Below are 21,238 nucleotides of genomic sequence, written 5' to 3' on the forward strand. Positions count from 1 at the left end.
CAGGGCCGGTGCCCACGAGTGCCCGCCCGCACACCTCAGAGTCCGAGCAGCCAGCGTCCGCCGCCGATCAGCGAGCAGAGCGACACCGCGTGGAAGAGGAACAGCCAGATCGCGGCCGGCGCGTGCGTCAGCCGCGCGAGCTGGTCCGCGTCGGAGTCGGGGGCACCGCCGTGCCTGCGCTTCGACTGCAGCTCGAAGGCCGGGCGCACGCCGCCGAGCAGCAGGAACCAGACCACCGTGTACGCGAACGCCGACTGGACGTCGGCCGAGGTGAGCCAGGAAACCAGCAGGAAGGTCGTCCCCGTGAGGATGACCGTGAGCGCCCCGTACAGATTGCGGATCATCACCAGCATCACGGCCAGGAGCGCGGTGGCCAGCCACAGGAGCAGGGTGATCCGGCCGTTGGTGAGCAGCCAGGCACCGCCCAGGCCGAGCAGTGGAGGCGCCGTGTAGCCCGCCGCCGCCGTGAGGATCATTCCGATGCCGGTGGGCCTGCCGCGGCTGACGGTGAGGCCGCTGGTGTCCGAGTGCAGCCGGATGCCGGAGAGCTGCCGCCCGGTGAGCAGGGCGACCAGACCGTGGCCGCCCTCGTGCGCGATGGTGATCGCGTTGCGTGAGAGCCGCCATATGAGGTTCGGGACCACCGCGACGAGCGCCGCGGTGGCCGTGACGACCACCAGCCACTGCTCGGGGGCGGGCTGGGTGCCGAAGACGCGATCCCACAGATCGCCCAGATCGGTGCTGTCCATGGTGCGGGCGGCTCCTTGAGGTGGTCGAGGGATCTTCTGTCCACTCGGGTGGCGGGTCGTGGCAGTCTGGCACTCATGTGCGGACGGTATGCAGCGAGTCGGCGGCCGGAGGATCTGACCGGGCTCTTCGGCGTGGAGAAGTGGGAACCCACGGAGACCTTGGAGCCCGACTGGAACGTCGCGCCCACCAAGGAGGTCTACGCGGTCCTGGACCGTCCTGTGAAGGACGCGGACGATCAACGGCCGGTTCGCCAGCTGCGCGCCCTGAAGTGGGGGCTCGTGCCGTCCTGGTCGAAGTCGCCGGAGGGCGGCGCCCGGATGATCAACGCCCGCGCCGAGACGGTCCACGAGAAGCCGTCCTTCCGCCGCCCCTTCGTGTCCCGGCGCTGCATCCTGCCCGCCGACGGCTACTACGAGTGGGTCACCGGCGCCGACGAGCGGCAGCTGGAGGAGAAGGGCAGGAAGAAGCGGCCGCGCAAGCAGCCGTACTTCGTGACCCCCGCCGACGGCTCCGTCTTCGCCATGGCCGGTCTGTACGAGTTCTGGCGCGACCGGACACTCCCCGACGACCATCCACAGGCCTGGTGGGTCACCTGCTCGGTGATCACCACCGAGGCGGAGACGTCCCCCCTCGCGGTGGCCCCCGCCGAGGGGCCCGCCTCGCTGTCCGAGATCCACCCCCGGATGCCGCTGATGCTGACCCCGGACCGCTGGGACGACTGGCTCGACCCGTCGCGCACCGACGTCGAGGAGCTCAAGGCGCTGCTGGAGCCGCCGCCCGGCGGGCTGATGCGGGCCTATCCGGTGGCCACAGCGGTCAGCAACGTGCGCAACAACGGTCCGGAACTCCTGGACGAGCTCGCCGCGCCTGAGGTGGGCACACTCTTCTGAGGCGGCAGGATGGGTCCGTGAGCCGTACGACAGGGACGCCGAAGACCGAGATGGCCGCCACGGACGCCGGGGAGGCCAGGATCACCTGGATCCCCGCGGCGAGGGCCCGCCTGGTGCTCGCCGTCGGCCACGGTGCCGGAGGCGGCATCGAGGCCCGGGACCTCCAGGCGCTGGCCGCGGTGCTGCCGCGCCACAGGGTGACCGTGGCCCTCGTCGAGCAGCCCTGGCGGGTGGCCGGCAAGAAGCTCGCACCGGCGCCCAGGACCCTGGACACCGGCTGGCGCGGACTGTGGCCGGCGCTGACCGTGCCCGGCCTGCCCGTCGTCGCCGGGGGACGCAGTGCGGGGGCCCGGGTGGCCTGCCGCACGGCGGCGGAGCTGGGCGCCCGTGCCGTCCTCGCCCTGGGCTTCCCCCTCCACCCTCCGGGCAGGCCGGAGAAGTCCCGTGCGGACGAACTGCTCGGCACGGGCGTGCCCACCCTCGTGGTCCAGGGAGGCCGCGACCCGTTCGGGCGCCCGGAGGAGTTCCCCCCGGGAGAGCACGGACTTGTCGGGGTGCCGTACGCGGATCACGGATTCGCCGTGCCGAAGAAGGCGCCGCTGACCCAGGATCAGGCGTTGGAGGCCCTCACGGGCGCGGTGGCCGGATGGCTGGACGCGCTCTCCTGACCACGCGCCCCCTCTCACCCCGGACGCCCCGCAGGCCCCGGGAATGCGCCGTGCGGGGTGGCTGTTGTGGGGGATGTCGGTACAACAACGTCGTACGTGGAGAGGGAGTCCGTCGCATGGGTTCGACCATCTGCCCGAGCCGCTCGAACGCCGCAGAGCTGGAGTGGACGGTGCTTCACGCGGCCAAGAGCACTCCGGCGCGCGCCCCGGGCGGAGCCGATCGACAGCCCGAGCGGAAGCAAGGTCGACTATTCTCCGAGGCGAGCGGGTCCGGTTTCGGGTCCGCCACATCGTTGGAGGAGGTGGGTCCGGTCACTGGGACCGACACAGGGACCGACGACGGCCGTGCGGAGGAGACGACCGCCGAGCGCAACGCGCGCTTCGAGCGGGACGCCCTCGGGTATCTCGACCAGATGTACTCGGCCGCGCTGCGCATGACGCGCAACCCCGCGGACGCCGAGGACCTGGTCCAGGAGACGTACGCGAAGGCGTACGGCTCCTTCCACCAGTTCCGTGAGGGGACGAACCTCAAGGCGTGGATGTACCGCATCCTCACCAACACCTTCATCAACTCGTACCGCAAGAAGCAGCGCGAACCCCAGCGGAGCGCGGCAGAGGAGATCGAGGACTGGCAGCTGGCACGTGCGGAGTCGCACATGTCGACGGGTCTGCGCTCGGCCGAGTCCCAGGCGCTCGACCACCTGCCGGACTCCGATGTGAAGTCCGCTCTGCAGTCGATCCCCGAAGAGTTCCGCATCGCCGTGTATCTCGCCGACGTAGAGGGCTTTGCCTACAAGGAGATCGCGGACATCATGGGGACACCCATCGGTACGGTGATGTCCCGGCTGCACCGGGGGCGCCGTCAGCTGCGCGGCATGCTGGAGGACTACGCGCGTGAGCGCGGGCTCGTCCCGGCCGGAGCCGGTGAGTCGGACGACAGGAAAGGCTCGGCCTCATGAGCTGTGGAGAGCCGCACGAGACGGACTGCTCAGAGGTTCTCGATCATCTCTACGAGTTCCTCGACCACGAGATGCCCGAGGGTGACTGCACCAAGTTCGAGGTGCACTTCGAGGAGTGCTCCCCGTGCCTCGAGAAGTACGGCCTCGAGCAGGCCGTGAAGAAGCTGGTCAAGCGCTGCTGCGGACAGGACGACGTCCCCGCCGACCTGCGCTCGAAGGTGATGGGACGGATCGACCTGATCCGTTCGGGGCAGTCCGTGCCCGAGCAGGACGTGGCCCTGGGCGGCGCAGACCGTCCGGCCGCCACCGCCGAGTGACGGTTTTCACCCGTCCGGGTGACGGGCCGCTCAGGGGGAACCGACCCCCTGGGCCGTGCCGCTGAACCCCTGCCGTGTCACCCGAATGTGCTAATCAGGCCTGTTCGGACCCCGGCCGACCTCCCGCTCGCTAGCCTGGCGCCTCCATTGACCAGGCTGGGGGCGGGCGGTTCGGGTGAGAGGCAGGGGCACACCGGGGGCGGCGCGCTTGCACATCCTGTGCGCGGCGGTCTGCGCCGCACTCTGCGCGCTTCCCGCACTCTCACCGGGGGCCGCCACCCCGTGGGGCACGCTCGGCCTCCTGGCCGCGCTCCACCTCGTCTGCGAACTGCCCGGCCGCCGCCGCGCCTTCGGCAGCGCCGTGCCGGTCAGCGCCGGATCGTTCTTCCCGCTGCTGCTCGCCGCCGCGTTCCTCCTGCCGCCGTCCGCCGCCGTTCTCGTCGCCGTGCCCGGCGCCCTCGCGGGCCGTGTGGACCGGCCGCCCGTCGCGGCCCGCCGCGTCTGGCGGGCCGCCCAGCTCGCCCTGACCGTGGGGGCGGCCTCGTGGACGTACGCGCTCCTGGGCGGCCCGGCCACACTCGGGGGCCCTTCGGGCGGCAGCGTTCCCGACCTCCCCTACGCCCTCCTCCCGGTCTGCGTGACGGCGCTCGTCTTCAGCCTCGTACTGGCCGCGCTGGACGGCGGCATCCTCGTCACGGCCGAGCGGGTGGCCGTGCGGCACGCCTGGCGCGGGCTGCTGTCCCGCTCCGTGGGACCGCACCTGGTGCACGCGCTCGCGGGGCTGATGATGGCCGTCCTGTGGCGAAGCTCCTACGGGCCGCCGGCCGCGCTGGTCGTCCTGCTGCCGATGTACATCTCCTGCTGGGTGTTCGGGCAGTACCACCGCCGGCACGCCGCCCACCGCGCGACCATCAGGGCGCTCGTCCAGGCGGTCGACATCAAGGACGGATACACCCGCGGGCACAGCGAGCGGGTGGGACACGCCTCGGAGCTGATCGCCCGTGAACTCGGCATGGAGGAGAGCCGTACGGAGGCGCTCCGCTTCGCCGGCATCCTGCACGACATCGGAAAGCTCGGCGTCCCGACACGGGTCCTGCGCAAGGACGGGCCGCTCACCCCCGAAGAGCGCCGTGTCATCGAGCTGCACCCGGAGTACGGCCACGAGATCGTCCGGGGCATCGGCTTCCTGGACGAGGCACGCGCCGCGATCCTGCACCACCACGAACGGCTCGACGGCAGCGGCTACCCGTACGGCCTCGCCGGCGACAGGATCCCCGAATTCGCCCGGGTCGTCGCCGTGGCGGACGCCTTCGACGCGATGACGTCCACGCGCTCCTACCGCCGCGGGCGGCCCGTCCCCGCGGCCGTGGAGGAGCTGAGGCGCTGCGCGGGGAGCCAGTTCGACCCGCGGATGGTGCTGGCGCTGGCGCGTGCCCTGGACCGCCACGGCTGGTCCGCCGCGGCCAACACGGTCACCTCGGACGAGGAGCCGGCCGGGCTGCCACGCCAGCGGGCGGCGACCCGGCCACCCGCCGCGGGTAACGCGGACCGCCGGCCGGGACAGCCCCGGTGACCCCGGGCCGTCCGTCTCCGGCCGCCCTCGCGGTCCGCTGCGCCGCGCTGGTCCTCGCGGCCGTCGCGCTGGGGCACACCCTGTGGAACGGAGTCGTCGAGCCCGGCCACGCCCTCGCCTTCGGGATCCTGGTCGCCGTCGGTGAGCTGGCCCGCTGGGGGGCCCTGCCCGGTGAGCGCGAACCCGCGCCCCTGGGGGCGGCCGGAGCACTCGCGTACGCACTGCTGGGGCACAGCGCCGGGCAGGACACGACGCACGGCGTCCTCCAGGTGGTCACCGTCGTCGTCGCGGCGCAGCTGCTGGCCTCCGTGCCGCACATGGCGCGCGGCAGCGGCCCCGGGCCCGACCAGGCGGCGCGCCGCATCCTGGCCGTGGCCTTCGCCGCCCTGTGCTTCCAGCCGCTGCATCATTCGGGCCGGTCGGAACGCTGGTTCGGCGAAGGGCCGTACTTCGCACTCTTCCTGCTCGTCCTGCTGATGCTCACCGCGCTGTGCGACGCCGTCCTCGCGGCGCTGGCGGCCGGCACGGCCCGCCCGTACGGCCCGCAGCTCCGTGACGAGCTCCGCGCGCTCAGCGGCATCGGCTCGGCCGTCTGCGCGACCGGCGCGGTCATGGCGCTCGGGGTCGCCGTCGCGGGACTGTGGGCGCTGCCCGTCCTGTGCGTGCCGCTGCTGCTCACCCAGGTGTCGTTCCGCCGGTACGCCGCGGTCCACACGACCTACCGGCAGACCATCGCGTCGCTGGCCCGGTCCACGGAGATCGCGGGCTACACCCCGCACGGGCACGCCCGCAGGGTCGCCGACCTCTCGACGGCCGTCGGGCGGGAGCTGGGGCTGGCGGGTCCCGAGCTGACCGTGCTGGAGTACGCGGCGCTGATGCACGACATCGGCCAGCTCTCGCTCGTCGACCCGGTGGCCGACGGGGCGACCGCCGTCCTCCCGGCCGCGGAGCAGCGCAGGATCGCGCTGCTGGGGGGAGCGGTGGTCCGTCAGACCGGCGTGGACCCCGCGGTCGCCCGGGTGGTGGAGCAGCAGGCCGATCCGTACCGGGATCAGCAGACCGCCGCCAGGATCGTCCGCGCGGTCAACGCGTACGACGACCTGTGCGGGGAAGGCGTCAAGGGGCCCCTGGGGGCTCTGGAGCAGCTCAGGCTCGGCACCGGCCGCGACTACCAGCCACAGGTGGTGGAGGCGCTGGCCAGAGTCCTGGGGCGGGGCGGCCCGGCCCCGGCCGGGGCTGGGTAACCCATGGGTAATGAGCGGGCGTCCGGCCGGGCATGGTTGGATGCGAAGGAGAGCGGAAAACGAGGGTGTCCAGTCGGGACAGGCGGGAATCGTGAGGATCTTCGGGAAGGTACGGCATAGGCCGTCCGCCTCTTGGCGGCAGGCCACGGACCGCGCGTTCACGCTGATCGGCGACGGCCGGTACGAGGACGCGGGGGCGCTGCTGACGCGCGCGGCGGACCTGGAGCCCTGGCTCTCCGAGTCCTGGTTCAATCTGGCGCTGCTGCACAAGTTCCGGCACGACTGGGAGCAGGCGAGGGCCGCGGGTCTGCGGGCGGTCGCCCTGCTCGACCGTGAGTCCGGGGCCCCGGACTGGTGGAACGTCGGGATCGCGGCCACCGCGCTCCAGGACTGGCCGCTGGCGCGCCGGGCCTGGCAGGCGTACGGACTGAAGGTGCCGGGCACCGGGCAGCACAACGCCGCGGCCAACAGCGAGCCCACGGGCATGGAGCTGGGCAGCGCGGCCGTGCGGCTCTCGCCCGAGGGCGAGGCCGAGGTCGTGTGGGGACGCAGGCTCGATCCGGCACGGATGGAGGTGCTGTCGATCCCGCTGCCGTCCTCGGGGCGGCGCTGGGGCGAGGTCGTCCTGCACGACGGGGTTCCGAACGGCGAGCGGGTCACGGCCGCCGGCCCGTCCTACCCGGTCTTCGACGAGATCGAGCTGTGGGCGCCCTCTCCCGTCCCCACCTGGGTGGTGCTGCTGGAGGCCGCCACGGAGGACGACCGGGACGCGCTGGAGCAGCTCGCCTCGGATGCCGGTTTCGCCGCCGAGGACTGGTCGTCCTCGGTGCGGCTGCTCTGCCGCGCGTGCTCGGAGAGCCGGATGGAGAGCGACGAGGGCGACGGAGAGCACCAGGATCCGCACGACCACAGCGAGCCGGGCCACCCGGGCCCCCTCGGGCACCGCACCGCCGGCGACCTGTGGGTGCCGGAGCGCGAGTGCGGCATAGCGGCCCCCGCCGGTCTGGTGCGCGGGTTGCTGGACGGCTGGGTCGCGGACAGCCCGGACAGCCGTGAGTGGCGGGATCTGGAAGAAGTCTGCTGACCGGTGCCCGTAGGCTGTACGGGCACCGATGCGGGTGCGGTACTCACGGGTTCAGGTCGCAGGAAGGCGTACGGCGGACATGTCGCAGCAGGAGACTGACCAGCAGGCGGGTGTGGACGACGAGGGATTCCTCGTGGACACCGAGGACTGCGAGGCGCGCGAGGCGGCGCACCGCGAGCGCGGCACCTCCCGCCCGATCACGGTGGTCGGCAACCCGGTCCTGCACAAGGAGTGCAGTGACGTCACCGAGTTCGACGACGAGCTCGCGCAGCTGATCGACGACATGTTCGCGAGCCAGCGGACGGCGGAGGGCGTGGGCCTGGCCGCCAACCAGATCGGTGTGGACCGCAAGGTCTTCGTCTACGACTGCCCGGACGACGACGGGGTGCGGCACGTCGGAGCCATCTGCAACCCGGTGCTGGAGGACCTCGCGCCGGAGCAGCGCAACCTCGACGACTCCAACGAGGGCTGCCTCTCCGTGCCGACGGCGTACGCCGCGCTCGCGCGTCCCGACTACGCGGTCGTGCGCGGGCAGGACGCCCGTGGCAACGCGGTGAAGGTGCGGGGCAGCGGCTACTTCGCGCGCTGCCTCCAGCACGAGACGGACCACCTGTACGGCTACCTGTACATCGACCGCCTCTCGAAGCGGGACCGCAAGGACGCGCTGAAGCAGATGGCCGAGGGCACCCCGCGCTACGAGGTCGTCCCCAACGACTGAGCGTGCACGAAGAAGGGCCCTGCCGAAGGCGGGGCCCTTTCCCATGCCCCGGTCGTGCCCGGTGGGGGTGGCCGGAGGGATCTCGTCGGCGGGTGTTCTCCGGCGCGTGGTTGACGCGCGTCGACCCGTCCGCCAGGCTCGTCCCCACGCTCACCTCTACGCCTCACCGTGCAGGGAGATCCCCATGCTCAGACGTACCGCACATCTGCTGCTCGGCCTTGTCATGACCATGTCTTTCGCCATCGGCGGAGCCGTCGTCACGGCCGGCACCGCGCAGGCCGACGGCTGTTTCACCTGGACCCGCACCCTGTCGTCCGGCGCCACCGGTAACGACGTCACCCAACTCCAGATCCGGGTGGCGGGATATCCCGGATACAACTCGGTCCTGGCCATCGACGGCTCGTACGGCCCCGCCACCACGGCCGCGGTCAAGCGCTTCCAGTCCGCGTACGGCCTCGCCGCCGACGGGATCGCCGGACCGGCCACGCAGGCCAAGCTCTACGCGCTGCAGGACGACGACTGCACCCCCGTCAACTTCACCTATCCCGAACTCAACACGTGCAACAGCACCTGGGCGGGCGGAGCCGTAGCCGCCGGCACGGCCAAGGCCAACGCGCTGAGCAGCATGTGGAAGCTGCAGGCACTGCGCCACGCTCTGGGTGACCAGCCCATCCGTGTCACCAGCGGCTTCCGCTCCACCTCCTGCAACTCGGCGGTCGGCGGAGCGACGAACAGCCGCCATCTGTACGGCGACGCCGTAGACCTCGGCGCCGGGCCGCACTCGCTGTGCACCATCGCCAAGCAGGCCCGCAACCACGGCTTCAACGGCATCCTCGGCCCGGGCTACGCCGGCCACAGCGATCACATCCACGTGAACCAGGGACCGAGCCACTTCTGGTCGGCCTCCGGCTGCGGTATCTGACGCCCGCTCCGGGGGCTCTCCTCTCAGGCCACCTCGGTCAGGCCGGAGGGCCCCCGGAAGGTGCGGCGGTACGCGTTCGGGGTCGTGCCCAGGGACCGTACGAACTGGTGGCGCAGTGCCGCCGCGTTCCCGAAGCCGGTCCGTCCCGCCACCATGTCCACGGTCTCGTCCGACGTCTCCAGCAGGTGCTGGGCCAGCAGTACGCGCTGACGGAGCAGCCAGCGGTAGGGCGTGGTGCCCGTCTCCTGCTGGAAGCGGCGGGCGAAGGTGCGCGGCGACATGTGGGCCCGTTCCGCCAGTTGCTCGACGGTCATCTCCTGGTCGAGATGGCGCTCCATCCAGGCCAGGGTGCCGCCGACCGTGTCGCACCGGGTGCGGGGCAGTGGACGCTCCACGTACTGCGCCTGGCCGCCGTCCCTGTGCGGGGGGACGACCATGCGGCGGGCGATCGCGTTCGCGACGGCGGGCCCGTGCGCCTGGCGGACCAGGTGGAGGGCCGCGTCGATCCCCGCGGCCGTGCCGGCGGAGGTGATGACCGGACCGTCGTCGACGTAGAGCACGTCAGGCTCCACGACGGCCTTCGGGTAGCGCCGGGAGAGTGTCCCCGAGTGCCGCCAGTGGGTGGTGCAGCGGCGGCCGTCCAGGAGTCCGGCGGCACCGAGGACGAACGCCCCGGAGCAGACGCTCAGCACCCGCGCGCCGCGCGCCACGGTCTGGCGCAGGGCTTCGAGGACCTCCTCGGGGTACTCCCTGTCCGTGAAGCTGCTGCCGGCCGGCACGGCGACGAGGTCCGCCTCCGCCAGGCGGTCCAGTCCGTACGGGGTGCTGATCGTGAATCCGGCGTGGGTGCGCAGGGCCCGCCCCTCTGCCGAGACCACCGCGAAGTCCTGCACCGGCAGGCCGTCCTCGGAGCGGTCGAGTCCGAACACCTCGCACAGCACCCCGAGTTCGAAGGGGTGGACATCGTCGAGCACCAGGACGGCGACATTGTTCAGCATGACGCCAGTGTGGCAGTAATTCGATGCTGTGCGACAGTCCTGCCACTGCTCTGATTGCTTCGGAGGGGCGACAGTGGAGCCATGAACACATTCATGAGCTACCTGTCCATAGCCGCACTTTTCACCCTCGTCCTGCTTCCCGCGCTGGCCGGGCTCGCAAGGGAGCGCCGGATCGACCGCGCGCTGAGAGAGGCGCAACGGGGCGGGGAGGTGCGATCCCCCGAGACGGCGGGCGCCGCGCGGCCGGTCACGGCCGCACGGCGCCCCCACGTGAGGTCCTGGGCGAGGGTCTAGAAGTCGTCGTCGAAGCCGACGGACCCCTCCACCGCCACCTGGTACGCGGAGGGCCGCCGCTCGAAGAAGTTCGTCAGCTCCTGCACCCCCTGGAGCTCCATGAACGAGAAGGGGTTCTCCGAACCGTAGAGCGCCGGGAAACCGAGCCGGGTGAGCCGCTGGTCGGCGACGCACTCCAGGTACTGGCGCATCGACTCGGTGTTCATGCCGGGCAGCCCCTCACCGCACAGGTCCCGGCCGAACTGCAGCTCCGCCTCGACGGCCTCCTTCAGCATGTCGGTGACCTGCTGCTGGAGCTCGTCGTCGAAGAGCTCCGGCTCCTCCTTGCGGACGGTGTCCACGACCTCGAAGGCGAAGTTCATGTGCATCGTCTCGTCACGGAACACCCAGTTGGTACCGGTGGCCAGACCGTGCAGCAGACCGCGCGAGCGGAACCAGTAGACGTAGGCGAACGCGCCGTAGAAGAACAGTCCTTCGATGCACGCGGCGAAGCAGATCAGGTTGAGCAGGAAGCGGCGGCGGTCGGCCTTCGTCTCCAGGCGTTCGATCTTCTCGACCGAGTCCATCCAGCGGAAGCAGAACTGCGCCTTCTCGCGGATCGAGGGGATCTCCTCGACCGCGTCGAAGGCCGCCGCGCGGTCCTCCGGGTCGGGCAGATAGGTGTCGAGCAGCGTCAGATAGAACTGGACGTGCACGGCCTCCTCGAACAGCTGACGCGACAGGTACAGCCGCGCCTCGGGCGAGTTGATGTGCTTGTAGAGCGTCAGCACCAGGTTGTTGGAGACGATCGAGTCGCCCGTGGCGAAGAAGGCGACCAGCCGGCCGATCATGTGCTGCTCACCGGGGGAGAGCTTGGCGAGGTCGGCGACGTCGGAGTGGAGATCGACCTCCTCCACCGTCCAGGTGTTCTTGATCGCGTCCCGGTAGCGCTCGTAGAAGTCCGGGTAGCGCATGGGGCGCAGGGTCAGTTCGAAGCCCGGGTCGAGCAGGTTCTTGGCGTTGTCGGAGCTCATCACTGGCAGGCCTCGCAGGACTCGGGGTTTTCGAGGGAACAGGCGATCGCGTCCGCGTCGGGCGCCGAAGCCTGCTGTACGGGAATGGGGGCGGAGGCGGCGGCCTTGCCCGACGCCGCGCGGGCGATCCGGGTCGCCGGGCGCGAACGCAGGTAGTACGTCGTCTTCAGCCCCTGCTTCCAGGCGTACGCGTACATCGAGGAGAGCTTGCCGATCGTCGGCGTCTCCAGGAACAGGTTGAGCGACTGGCTCTGGTCGAGGAACGGCGTACGGGCCGCCGCCATGTCGATCAGGCCGCGCTGCGGGATCTCCCACGCCGTGCGGTACAGCGCCCGCACGTCATCGGGGATCCAGGCGAAGCCCTGGACGGAGCCGCTCGCCTCGCGCAGTGCCTCACGGGTGCGGGCGTCCCAGACGCCGAGCCTCTTCAGTTCCGCCACGAGATAGCCGTTGACCTGGAGAAACTCGCCGCTGAGCGTCTCGCGCTTGAAGAGGTTGGAGACCTGCGGCTCGATGCACTCGTACACCCCGGCGATCGAGGCGATCGTCGCCGTCGGCGCGATGGCGAGCAGCAGTGAGTTGCGCATCCCGCTCTTCGCGACCCTGGCGCGCAGGGCGTCCCAGCGCTCCGGCCAGTTCAGCTCGGTGTCGTAGTGGTCGGGGTGCAGCACACCACGGGCGGCCCGGGTCTCGGACCAGGCGGGCAGCGGGCCGGACCTCTCCGCGAGGCCGCAGGACGCCTCGTAGGCGGCGAGCATGATCCGCTCGGAGATCTTCGTGGAGAGCGCGCGGGCCTCCGGGGAGTCGAAGGGCAGGCGCAGCTGGAAGAAGACGTCCTGGAGGCCCATGGCGCCCAGGCCCACCGGCCGCCAGCGGGCGTTGGAGCGCCCGGCCTGCTCGGTGGGGTAGAAGTTGATGTCGACGACCCGGTCCAGGAAGGTCACGGCGGTGCGCACGGTGGCGTCCAGCCGCTCCCAGTCGATCGAGCCGCCTTCGACGAAGGCGCCCAGGTTGACCGAACCCAGGTTGCAGACGGCCGTCTCGCCGTCGTCGGTGACCTCCAGGATCTCCGTGCACAGGTTCGAGGAGTGCACCACGCGGCCCGGCTCGGCGGTCTGGTTCGCCGTTCGGTTGGAGGCGTCCTTGAACGTCATCCAGCCCTGCCCGGTCTGCGCGAGCGTCCGCATCATCCGGCCGTACAGCTCACGCGCCGGCATGGTCTTGCGGGCCAGTCCCCTGGCCTCCGCCGCCCGGTAGGCCGCGTCGAACTCCTCGCCCCACAGGTCGACCAGCTCGGGGACCGCGGCGGGAGAGAACAGCGACCACTCGGTGTCCGCGTCGACGCGGCGCATGAACTCGTCCGGGATCCAGTGCGCGAGGTTGAGGTTGTGCGTGCGCCGCTGGTCCTCGCCGGTGTTGTCGCGGAGCTCCAGGAACTCCTCGATGTCCGCGTGCCAGGTCTCCAGGTACACGGCTGCCGCGCCCTTGCGCCGGCCGCCCTGGTTGACCGCGGCGACCGAGGCGTCCAGCGTCTTCAGGAACGGGACGATGCCGTTGGAGTGCCCGTTGGTGCCCCGGATGAGTGAACCCCGGGCGCGGATGCGGGAGTACGACAGACCGATGCCGCCCGCGTGCTTGGAGAGCCGTGCCACCTGGTGGTAGCGGTCGTAGATCGAGTCCAGCTCGTCCTTGGGCGAGTCCAGCAGGTAGCAGGAGGACATCTGGGGGTGCCGGGTGCCGGAGTTGAACAGGGTGGGGGAGGACGGCAGGTAGTCGAGCCGGCTCATCAGGCCGTACAGCGCGGCGACTTCGCCCAGGGCGTGCTCGGAGGTGTCCTCGGCGAGCCCGGCGGCCACACGCAGCATGAAGTGCTGCGGGGTCTCGACGACCTCACGGGTGAGCGGGTGACGCAGCAGGTACCGGCTGTGCAGTGTCCGCAGCCCGAAGTAGCCGAAGCGGTCGTCCGCTCCGTCGGCGAGCGCCTGGTCGACCAGGGCGTCCAGCGCGTCCGCGTGCAGGGTGACGAACTCGGCCGTGCGGTCGGCGATCAGGCCCTCGCGGTGTCCGACGGCGACCGAGGCGGAGAAGGAGACGGCGCCCTGGCCTGCCGCCTCGTCCGCGATGGCCAGAGTCAGGAGCCGGGCCGCCAGCCGGGAGTAGGCCGGGTCCTCGGAGATCAGGCCGGCGGCGGCCTCGGTGGCCAGCGACCTCAGCTCTGCCTCGTCCGACCGCGCGTTGCGGCCGCGCAGCGCGGCGGCGGCGACCCGTCCGGGGTCGGTGTCGGGCAGATCGGCGGTGAGACCGGTCAGGGTCCGCAGGAGTGCGGTCCCGGGCGCGTCGGTCGTGCGGCCTTCGAGTTCCGCGGCTGAAACCGGGTCTGCTGGCGCGATGGTCACTGGGGCTATCCCTCGCTGGGCTCAGGGCCTGCGGATACGGGGCAGCCGGACACGGCACCCGGAGAGGGCAGCACGGTGCGCGGCGTCCACCGGCTCTCCGCGAAGCCCGGACGTCTCGTCGTCCGGTTCGGTCGAGCCGGACGCGCTGTCGACAGGTCCTCGGACTCCGCGGTGCGGAAAAGCGCACCGATCACACCGTTGCGGGACAGTTCCGGATTCGCACCGGATTCCCCTGCGACGACAGCGAGGTCGAGCATACATGTGGGGGCTGCTGATTGAAGAAGCCCCCACATCTTGTGTCGCGAAGGTCAGAGATCCAGACGGTACGTGAGGAGTGGAGGGCGGCCGGGCAGTGGGCTCCAGTCCCGTTCCGGGGAGCGCGCGAAGCCCAGGCGCCGGTAGATCCGGTGGGCGCCGTGCATGGCCGGATGCGTCGACAGGACGATCCCGGAGAGGCCTCCCGCGGCCCGCGCCCGGTCGACGCAGGCCCGTACGAGCGCCTCGCCCGCTCCCCGTCCACGGGCGGCCGGTGAGACGGCCAGCATCCGGAACTCCGCCTCGCCCTCCCCGGCGATGTCGGCCCACGGACTGCCGGGAGGGACGTAGGCGACACCGCCCAGCACGTCGCCGTCGGCCCCCACCGCGACCAGCACGTCGGCCTCGGCCGCCCGGCGGTCCACGGCGCGGAGCTGTTCCAGATAGGGATCTTCGGCGCCGAAGTCGAGAAGCCCGTCACCGAGATACGCCTGGGCGGTGATCTCGCCCAGCTCCTGGTGCTCCGTGGCCCGGATCGGTCTGATCGATACGTCCATGGGCGCAGTGTGCCGCAGAGTGCCGGACCGGCGCTCCCCCGATTCGGCCGTGGCACCGGGACCGTCGGGGGCCGGTCGCGCGAAGAGGCCCCGGCAGGGGTTCTGTTCGCCCTGCCGGGGCCTCCTCGGGCTCGGGAGCCGCCGTGGGTCAGTGACCTCCCGGCGCGCCCACCGTGGCCGGCGGGAGCTTCTCCTGGACGCCGGGGTCGCCCACGTCCGCGGTGTAGTCGGACGGGGACGTCTCGTCGATGCCTGCCGGGGCCTTCACCGCGTTGAGGACGAAGGTCAGCACGACCACCACGACGACGTTCAGCACGAACGCGGTGAGACCGATGTAGCCGATCTCGCCGATACCCGGGATCTCCTTGGAGGACCCGCCGAAGTGCTTCTGGGTCGGGCTGGCGACGCCGTAGGCGGCCACCGTGCCGTAGATCATGCCGACCGCCCAGCCCGCGATCAGTGCCCAGCGGTGGAACCACCGGGTGAACAGGCCGCCCACCAGCGCCGGCATCGTCTGGAGGATCCAGATGCCGCCCAGCAGCTGGAAGTTGATCGCGACCGTCTTGTCCATGGTCAGGACGAAGGCGAGCGCGCCGACCTTCACCAGCAGCGAGACCAGCTTGGAGACCTTGGTCTCCTGGGCCGGGGTGGCGTCGGGCTTGATGAAGTCCTTGTAGATGTTGCGGGTGAAGAGGTTCGCGGCGGCGATCGACATGATCGCGGCGGGCACGAGGGCGCCGATGCCGATCGCGGCGAAGGCCACGCCGGCGAACCAGTCGGGGAACATGTTCTCGAACAGCTGGGGAATCGCGAGCTGGCCGTTGTCGACCTTGATCCCGGCGGCGATCGCCATGAAGCCGAGCAGGGCGAGCAGACCGAGCATCAGCGAGTACAGCGGCAGGATCGTGGTGTTGCGCCGGATCACCTCACGGCTGCGGCTGGAGAGCGTCGCCGTGATCGAGTGGGGATACATGAAGAGCGCCAGCGCCGAGCCGAGTGCCAGCGTGGCGTAGCCCCACTGGCCCATGTCGCCCGGGACGAGGCCCGCGACGGGCTTGCCGGCGGCGTCGTTCTTCGCGGAGAAGGCCTCGCCCGCCTTGGCGAAGATGTCGTCGAAGCCGCCGAGCTTTATCGGGATGTAGATGATGGCCACCGCGATGACCAGGTAGATCAGGCCGTCCTTGACGAACGCGATGAGCGCGGGTGCGCGCAGCCCCGAGGAGTACGTGTACGCGGCGAGGACGGCGAACGCGATCAGCAGCGGCAGGTCCTTGATGAACCAGTGCGTGTTCTCGCCGCCGCCGACGCCCATGACGTCCAGCACGGCCTGGATGCCGACCAACTGGAGCGCGATGTACGGCATCGTGGCGAGGATGCCGGTGAGGGCGACCGCCAGCGAGAGCCCCTTCGAGCCGAAGCGGCCCCGGACGAAGTCCGAGGTGGTGACGTAGCCGTGCTTGTGCGAGACGGACCACAGGCGCGGCAGGAAGGTGAAGATCAGCGGGTACACGAGGATCGTGTAGGGGACGGCGAAGAAGCCGGCCGCGCCCGCCGCGTAGATCGCCGCGGGCACCGCGACGAAGGTGTACGCCGTGTAGAGGTCGCCGCCGAGCAGGAACCAGGTGACCCAGGTGCCGAACGACCGCCCGCCCAGGCCCCATTCGTCGAGGCTCGCCTCGTTCTCGGCCTTGCGCCAGCGTGCGGCCATGAATCCGATGACCGTGACGGCCAGGAAGAAGAAGATGAATACGGTGAGTGCTACGCCGTTGACGCCGTCCTTCACGCGGACGCACCTCCCTTGCGGGCGCGCTGGTCACGCTGCCACAGCTTGTACGCGATCATGGTCAGCGCGGTCGAGACGAGCACCCACAGCATCTGGTACCAGTAGAAGAACGGGATGCCGATGAAGGTCGGTTCGACCTTCGCGTACGAGCTCACCCAGAGCATCGCCACGAACGGGGCGATCAGGCAGAGTGCGATGACCACCCTGGCGGGTGTCACCGTCGGTGCTGTCGTTGCTGTCGGTGGGTGCGCATCGGTTTCCTCTGACATGTGGCGACTCCGTCCCCTCGCTGATCACCTGGTGTAATGCGCAGGAAATCTAGGCGAGAGGCCCGGTCACCGTCACCCCCCGTCCGCATTGCGGTCCTGCAACGGTCCGGTGTCGCCCGAAATGACTGATCCCCCTGGGGGGACAGGGGGATCGGTCGCGCGCCGGAGGTCCAGAGACGTCTCAGTCGGTGGGACGCTTCAGGCGGGCCACGAACTTGTACCGGTCGCCCCGGTAGACCGAGCGCACCCACTCCACCGGTTCACCGCCACCGTCGATCGAGTGCCGGGACAGCATGAGCATCGGCAGGCCCACGTCCGTGCCGAGCAGCCCCGCCTCGCGCGGCGTCGCGAGCGAGGTCTCGATGGTCTCCTCGGCCTCGGCGAGCCGGACGTCGTACACCTCGGCCAGGGCGGTGTAGAGCGAGGTGTACTTCACCAGCGAACGGCGCAGCGCGGGGAAGCGCTTGGCCGAGAGGTGCGTGGTCTCGATGGCCATCGGCTCACCGCTGGCGAGCCGGAGCCGCTCGATCCGCAGCACCCGCCCGCCCGTGGTGATGTCCAGCAGCCCGGCGAGCGTGTCGTCCGCCGTCACGTACCCGATGTCCAGCAGCTGGGAGGTGGGTTCCAGTCCCTGGGCGCGCATGTCCTCTGTGTAGGAGGTGAGTTGCAGGGCCTGGGAGACCTTCGGCTTGGCCACGAAGGTGCCCTTGCCCTGGATGCGCTCCAGCCGGCCCTCGACCACCAGTTCCTGGAGGGCCTGGCGCACCGTGGTGCGCGAGGTGTCGAACTCCGCTGCCAGGGTCCGCTCGGGCGGCACCGGGGTGCCGGGCGGCATGGTGCCCGTCATGTCGAGGAGATGGCGCTTGAGCCGGTAGTACTTCGGGACGCGTGCCGTACGCGCACCCGCACCGGTCTCGCTCGTCACTCTGTCCCCGTCGGCGCCCATGGCCCGCCTTCCCGACTGCTGCGTTGCTGCCGTCACCGGCTCCTCCGTCTGTCGCGGCTCACATGGTGGCACGGTCCGGTCACGGCTCGTCGCCCTCCCTCAGGTGTCGGTCCGATAACGGACGCGAGTGCACTTCTTATACACCCTTGACACCCCTAAAGGTCTAGGCCAAGCTCCCGGTACTGGTCTAAACCATTAAAGACCAGGTCCCAGCCCCACAGGTAGCGCCGGCGTACGTCTTCGCGGTGGGCGGGGGGTTGCTGGTATCCCTGAGGAGGGTGTGGCATGAAGCGCAAGCTCATTGCGGCAGTAGGCGTCGCAGCGATGATGACCGGAATCGCGGCGTGTGGTGGGGACAGTAGTGACAACGCCTCGAAGGACCCGAAGGACCGTACCGAGAGCCTGACGGTCTGGCTCATGGTCGACGCGCAGAGCACCTGGCCGGAACTGGTCAAGGACGTCAACGCGCAGTTCAAGAAGAAGTACCCCAAGGTCAAGGTCGACGTCCAGTACCAGCAGTGGGCGGACAAGGCCAAGAAGCTCGACACGGCCCTCGGCGGCGACAAGTTCCCGGACGTCGTCGAGCTCGGCAACACCGAGACCATGCAGTACATCCTCAACGGCGCCCTGGCCGAGATCGACCCCAAGAAGTACGACAACTCGGACACCTGGATCAAGGGTCTGAAGGACACCTGCACCTTCGAGGGCAAGCAGTTCTGCGTGCCCTACTACGCGGGCGCCCGTGTCGCGATCTACAACAAGGACATGTTCAAGAAGGGCACCGGCAGCGACGCCCTCCCGCAGACCGAGGACGAGCTGCTCACGGCGCTCGACAAGGTCTCGGCCGAGTACAACAAGAAGGACAAGCGCTTCTCGTCCCTCTACCTGCCGGGCCGTTACTGGTACGCGGCCATGTCCTACGTCGCGGCCTACGGCGGCTCGATCGCCGAGTACGACGAGGGCACGAAGGAGTGGAAGGGCAACCTCTCCGCTCCCGAGTCCCAGAAGGGCATCGAGCACTTCGTCAACCTGGTCAAGAAGTACAACAAGGCCGACCAGACCAAGGACGAGCAGGACCACGCCAACGTCATGGCCAACGAGAAGGCGGCCCTGCTCTACGGCAACGGCTGGGAGGCCGGCTCCGTCGTCGACGGCGCCAACAACGGCAACCCGAAGCTCGAGGGCAAGATCGCCACGGCCGGCATGCCCGGTCCGGACGGCAAGGCCCTCCCGTCCTTCATCGGCGGCTCGGACCTCGCGGTGACCGCCAAGTCCAAGGTCGCCGACCTGGGTGAGGAGTGGGTCTCGCTCTTCACCAGCGAGAAGTCGCAGGAGGTCCTCACCTCCAAGAACATCCTCCCGAACAACGAGAAGCAGCTCGAGCCGCTGAAGTCCAAGCCGGAGACGGCCGCCGTCGCCAACGCCGTGCCGGACGCCTGGTTCACGCCGATCGCGCCGGGCTGGACCTCCGTCGAGAAGGAGGAGGTCCTGGAGAACATGCTCCTGGAGATCCTCAAGGGCACCTCGGTGGCCGACGCCGCCAAGAAGGCTGACGACAAGATCAACGAGCTGATCAACAAGTAGTCACGAGCCTTCGGCTCTCCAGGCGGGGGCCCGGCCGACACCGGGCCCCCGTCCCTTTCTTAGGTTGAGAACGCCGTGACTCCAGGGTGGAGACCCCTGGAGTCCCGATGGAAGGTCAGTCACGTGACTGCTGCCGACACCAAGGCCGCCGGTCCACCGGTCCCCGTACCGCGTGTCCCGGAGAAGACCGGGAGCTCGCCCTCCGGGCAGGAAGCCGCCGGGCCACGCCCGAAGAGGCGGAGGAAGAAGGGGGAACTCCTTCCCTACTTCCTGATCCTGCCGGCGATCCTGGCGATCGCCGCCGTCTACGTCTACCCGCTGATCAAGACCGTGATCATGTCCTTCCAGGACCTGGGGCGGGCGGCCCTCTGGGGCAACGGCGAGACCCCGTGGGTCGGCTTCGAGCAGTTCACCAACATCCTCGGTGACCCGGAGTTCTGGTCGGTCGTCGGCCGGACCGTCGTCTTCATGACCGTCTGCGTCGCGCTGACCATGGGCATCGGACTCCTGATCGCCCTGATGATGCTCCGGGTCTCCGCCTGGGTCCGCATCGTCCTCACGGTGGCCCTGATCGCCGCCTGGTCCATGCCGCTCATGGTCGCCGCGTCGGTCTTCCGCTGGCTCTCCGACTCCGACTACGGCCTGATCAACACCCTGCTCGCCGACATCACGGGGAACGAGGACCGGTGGCTCGGCCACAACTGGTTCCTGGACCCCTGGCAGGGCTTCGGCATCATCACGCTCCTGGTCGTCTGGGGGGCCATCCCGTTCGTCGTGATCACGATGTACGCGGCCCTCACCCAGGTCCCCAAGGAGCTCGAGGAGGCGGCCTCGCTCGACGGGGCGAGCGCGTTCGGCGTCTACCGCTATGTGACGTGGCCGGTCATCAAGCCGGTCTTCATCATGGTCGCCACGCTCTCGGTCATCTGGGACTTCAACGTGTTCGGCCAGATCTGGCTGCTGCGCGGCAACAAGCCCGAGCCCGACTACGAGACCCTCGGCCTCTACTCCTTCTCGAAGGCGTTCGAGTCCACCTCCTTCAGCCAGGGCAGCGCGATCGCTCTGATCACCGTCCTGATGCTCTCCGGGGTCGCCGTGTACTACCTGCGCCAGCTGATCAAGACGGGAGAGGTCGAATGAGCGCCTCCACGCCCACGAACGCGCCTGCCCAGGTCCTGAGGCCCGACCGCAAGCGGCACCGCCTCGGATACAACGTCCTGGCGCTGGTCACGGCCGCACTCATGGCCTTCCCGGTCTACTGGCTGATCGTCAGCTCGCTGCGCCCCAACCACGAGATCAGGTCGTACGACCAGACGCTGTGGCCGTCCTCCCTGACGTTCGACAACTTCGCGCGCGCCGTGAAGCAGGACAACTTCGCCACGGCGATCCAGTCGAGCCTCATCGTCTCGGTCACGGCCGTCCTCGGCGGGATGATCATCGCGACCCTCGCGGCGCTCGCGATCGGACGCTTCCGCTTCTTCGGGCGGAAGGCGCTGATGATGATCATGATCCTCGTCCAGATGCTGCCGCCGACCGCGATGCTGATCCCGATCTACCTCCAGCTCAACGCCCTGGGCGGCATCGACGAGTACTGGGGACTCATCGTCGTCTACCTGGTGTCCACGCTGCCGTTCGCGACCATCATGATCCGCGGGTTCGTCATCAACATCCCGGTGGAGCTCGAGGAGTCCGCCATGGTGGACGGCTGTACCCGCATGGGGGCCTTCCGCCGGGTCATCTTCCCGCTGCTGGCGCCCGGCCTCGCGGCCGCGTCCATCTTCGCGCTGGTCAACGCGTGGAACGAGTACCTCTTCGCGTACATCCTGATCAACGACAACTCCAAGTACACGCTCAACGTGTGGCTGATGACCTTCACCACGGAGCGCGGAACGGACTACGGCGCACTGATGGCGGCGTCCACGCTCATCTCCATCCCGGTCGTCATCTTCTTCATGATCATCCAGGGGAAGATGGCTACGGGGCTCACCTCCGGCGCCGTGAAGGGATAACGCAGCCCC

The 21,238-nt window shown here is 69.9% G+C and carries 21 protein-coding genes and 1 riboswitch; of the genes, 13 read left to right on the top strand and 8 right to left on the bottom strand.

From position 1 onward, the window contains the following. Positions 1 to 35: 35 nt before the first annotated feature. Positions 36 to 749 carry a M50 family metallopeptidase gene (locus ACIRJR_RS09020; RefSeq protein ID WP_403776025.1) on the bottom strand — a complete coding sequence of 238 codons (714 nt, stop codon included), beginning with the start codon at positions 747 to 749 and terminating at the stop codon, positions 36 to 38. Between the two features lie 75 nt (positions 750 to 824). Between ACIRJR_RS09020 and ACIRJR_RS09025 the strand changes: the two genes are divergently transcribed. The 9 genes from ACIRJR_RS09025 to ACIRJR_RS09065 all read left to right on the top strand — a co-directional run bounded on the left by ACIRJR_RS09025 (position 825) and on the right by ACIRJR_RS09065 (position 9,125). Beyond that, positions 825 to 1,640 (top strand): SOS response-associated peptidase, encoded by an 816-nt coding sequence (locus ACIRJR_RS09025; RefSeq protein WP_403776028.1) that lies wholly within the window; start codon positions 825 to 827, stop codon positions 1,638 to 1,640. Positions 1,641 to 1,690: 50 nt separating this feature from the next. Then, positions 1,691 to 2,308, top strand: a complete 618-nt coding sequence (locus ACIRJR_RS09030) for an alpha/beta family hydrolase (protein ID WP_403776447.1) — start codon at positions 1,691 to 1,693, stop codon at positions 2,306 to 2,308. 302 nt (positions 2,309 to 2,610) lie between these two features. Continuing rightward, entirely contained in the window at positions 2,611 to 3,267 is a 657-nt protein-coding gene (locus tag ACIRJR_RS09035) for a sigma-70 family RNA polymerase sigma factor (RefSeq protein WP_190174995.1), read from the top strand. Continuing rightward, positions 3,264 to 3,584, top strand: a complete 321-nt coding sequence (rsrA, locus tag ACIRJR_RS09040; RefSeq protein WP_403776032.1) for a mycothiol system anti-sigma-R factor — start codon at positions 3,264 to 3,266, stop codon at positions 3,582 to 3,584. Before ACIRJR_RS09035 ends, rsrA begins: the two co-directional genes overlap by 4 nt. Positions 3,585 to 3,792: 208 nt before the next feature. Further along, the gene (locus ACIRJR_RS09045) at positions 3,793 to 5,157 is read left to right on the top strand and encodes an HD-GYP domain-containing protein (RefSeq protein WP_403776035.1); all 1,365 of its coding nucleotides are present in this window, start codon (positions 3,793 to 3,795) and stop codon (positions 5,155 to 5,157) included. Further along, complete coding sequence (locus ACIRJR_RS09050; RefSeq protein WP_403776038.1) at positions 5,154 to 6,401, top strand: HD-GYP domain-containing protein; 1,248 nt, start codon at positions 5,154 to 5,156, stop codon at positions 6,399 to 6,401. Before ACIRJR_RS09045 ends, ACIRJR_RS09050 begins: the two co-directional genes overlap by 4 nt. Before the next feature lie 91 nt (positions 6,402 to 6,492). After that, on the top strand, positions 6,493 to 7,485 hold the full coding sequence (locus ACIRJR_RS09055) for a hypothetical protein (protein ID WP_103516132.1): 993 nt from the start codon (positions 6,493 to 6,495) through the stop codon (positions 7,483 to 7,485). Positions 7,486 to 7,564: 79 nt separating this feature from the next. Continuing rightward, a complete protein-coding gene (def, locus tag ACIRJR_RS09060; protein ID WP_376377141.1) occupies positions 7,565 to 8,203 on the top strand; it encodes a peptide deformylase in 639 nt (212 codons plus the stop codon). Positions 8,204 to 8,387: 184 nt separating this feature from the next. Next, the gene (locus ACIRJR_RS09065; RefSeq protein WP_403776042.1) at positions 8,388 to 9,125 is read left to right on the top strand and encodes a D-Ala-D-Ala carboxypeptidase family metallohydrolase; all 738 of its coding nucleotides are present in this window, start codon (positions 8,388 to 8,390) and stop codon (positions 9,123 to 9,125) included. Between the two features lie 23 nt (positions 9,126 to 9,148). Here the strand turns inward: ACIRJR_RS09065 and ACIRJR_RS09070 are convergent, their stop codons facing one another. Next, complete coding sequence (locus ACIRJR_RS09070) at positions 9,149 to 10,123, bottom strand: GlxA family transcriptional regulator (protein ID WP_403776045.1); 975 nt, start codon at positions 10,121 to 10,123, stop codon at positions 9,149 to 9,151. Between the two features lie 81 nt (positions 10,124 to 10,204). On the opposite strand from ACIRJR_RS09070, the gene ACIRJR_RS09075 reads away from it, so the two are divergent. Further along, positions 10,205 to 10,417 (top strand): hypothetical protein, encoded by a 213-nt coding sequence (locus ACIRJR_RS09075; protein ID WP_403776048.1) that lies wholly within the window; start codon positions 10,205 to 10,207, stop codon positions 10,415 to 10,417. Here ACIRJR_RS09075 and ACIRJR_RS09080 read toward each other — a convergent pair. The 6 genes from ACIRJR_RS09080 to ACIRJR_RS09105 all read right to left on the bottom strand — a co-directional run bounded on the left by ACIRJR_RS09080 (position 10,414) and on the right by ACIRJR_RS09105 (position 17,636). Beyond that, entirely contained in the window at positions 10,414 to 11,430 is a 1,017-nt protein-coding gene (locus ACIRJR_RS09080) for a ribonucleotide-diphosphate reductase subunit beta (RefSeq protein WP_403776051.1), read from the bottom strand. The genes ACIRJR_RS09075 and ACIRJR_RS09080 overlap by 4 nt on opposite strands. Continuing rightward, positions 11,430 to 13,826, bottom strand: a complete 2,397-nt coding sequence (locus ACIRJR_RS09085) for a ribonucleoside-diphosphate reductase subunit alpha (RefSeq protein WP_403776054.1) — start codon at positions 13,824 to 13,826, stop codon at positions 11,430 to 11,432. Before ACIRJR_RS09085 ends, ACIRJR_RS09080 begins: the two co-directional genes overlap by 1 nt. Before the next feature lie 132 nt (positions 13,827 to 13,958). Continuing rightward, positions 13,959 to 14,095, bottom strand: a riboswitch (cobalamin riboswitch). A gap of 39 nt (positions 14,096 to 14,134) precedes the next feature. Continuing rightward, positions 14,135 to 14,638, bottom strand: a complete 504-nt coding sequence (locus ACIRJR_RS09090) for a GNAT family N-acetyltransferase (RefSeq protein WP_403776057.1) — start codon at positions 14,636 to 14,638, stop codon at positions 14,135 to 14,137. Between the two features lie 148 nt (positions 14,639 to 14,786). After that, positions 14,787 to 16,421 carry a monocarboxylate uptake permease MctP gene (mctP, locus tag ACIRJR_RS09095; RefSeq protein ID WP_403776060.1) on the bottom strand — a complete coding sequence of 545 codons (1,635 nt, stop codon included), beginning with the start codon at positions 16,419 to 16,421 and terminating at the stop codon, positions 14,787 to 14,789. Then, positions 16,418 to 16,585 (bottom strand): DUF3311 domain-containing protein, encoded by a 168-nt coding sequence (locus tag ACIRJR_RS09100; RefSeq protein WP_329238983.1) that lies wholly within the window; start codon positions 16,583 to 16,585, stop codon positions 16,418 to 16,420. Before ACIRJR_RS09100 ends, mctP begins: the two co-directional genes overlap by 4 nt. A 286-nt stretch (positions 16,586 to 16,871) precedes the next feature. Further along, positions 16,872 to 17,636, bottom strand: a complete 765-nt coding sequence (locus tag ACIRJR_RS09105; RefSeq protein ID WP_403776450.1) for a GntR family transcriptional regulator — start codon at positions 17,634 to 17,636, stop codon at positions 16,872 to 16,874. Positions 17,637 to 17,921: 285 nt separating this feature from the next. Here ACIRJR_RS09105 and ACIRJR_RS09110 point away from each other — a divergent pair, with 285 nt between their 5' ends. The 3 genes from ACIRJR_RS09110 (at position 17,922) to ACIRJR_RS09120 (ending at position 21,229) form a co-directional block, all read left to right on the top strand. After that, complete coding sequence (locus tag ACIRJR_RS09110; RefSeq protein WP_403776063.1) at positions 17,922 to 19,220, top strand: sugar ABC transporter substrate-binding protein; 1,299 nt, start codon at positions 17,922 to 17,924, stop codon at positions 19,218 to 19,220. A 123-nt stretch (positions 19,221 to 19,343) separates the two neighbouring features. Further along, on the top strand, positions 19,344 to 20,360 hold the full coding sequence (locus ACIRJR_RS09115; protein ID WP_403776066.1) for a carbohydrate ABC transporter permease: 1,017 nt from the start codon (positions 19,344 to 19,346) through the stop codon (positions 20,358 to 20,360). Further along, positions 20,357 to 21,229, top strand: a complete 873-nt coding sequence (locus ACIRJR_RS09120) for a carbohydrate ABC transporter permease (RefSeq protein WP_403776069.1) — start codon at positions 20,357 to 20,359, stop codon at positions 21,227 to 21,229. The genes ACIRJR_RS09115 and ACIRJR_RS09120 overlap by 4 nt, the downstream gene beginning before the upstream one ends. Positions 21,230 to 21,238: the final 9 nt, after the last annotated feature.

Origin of the sequence: Streptomyces sp. NPDC102402 (assembly GCF_044765765.1) — a bacterium.
Classification (GTDB): Bacteria; Actinomycetota; Actinomycetes; order Streptomycetales; family Streptomycetaceae; genus Streptomyces.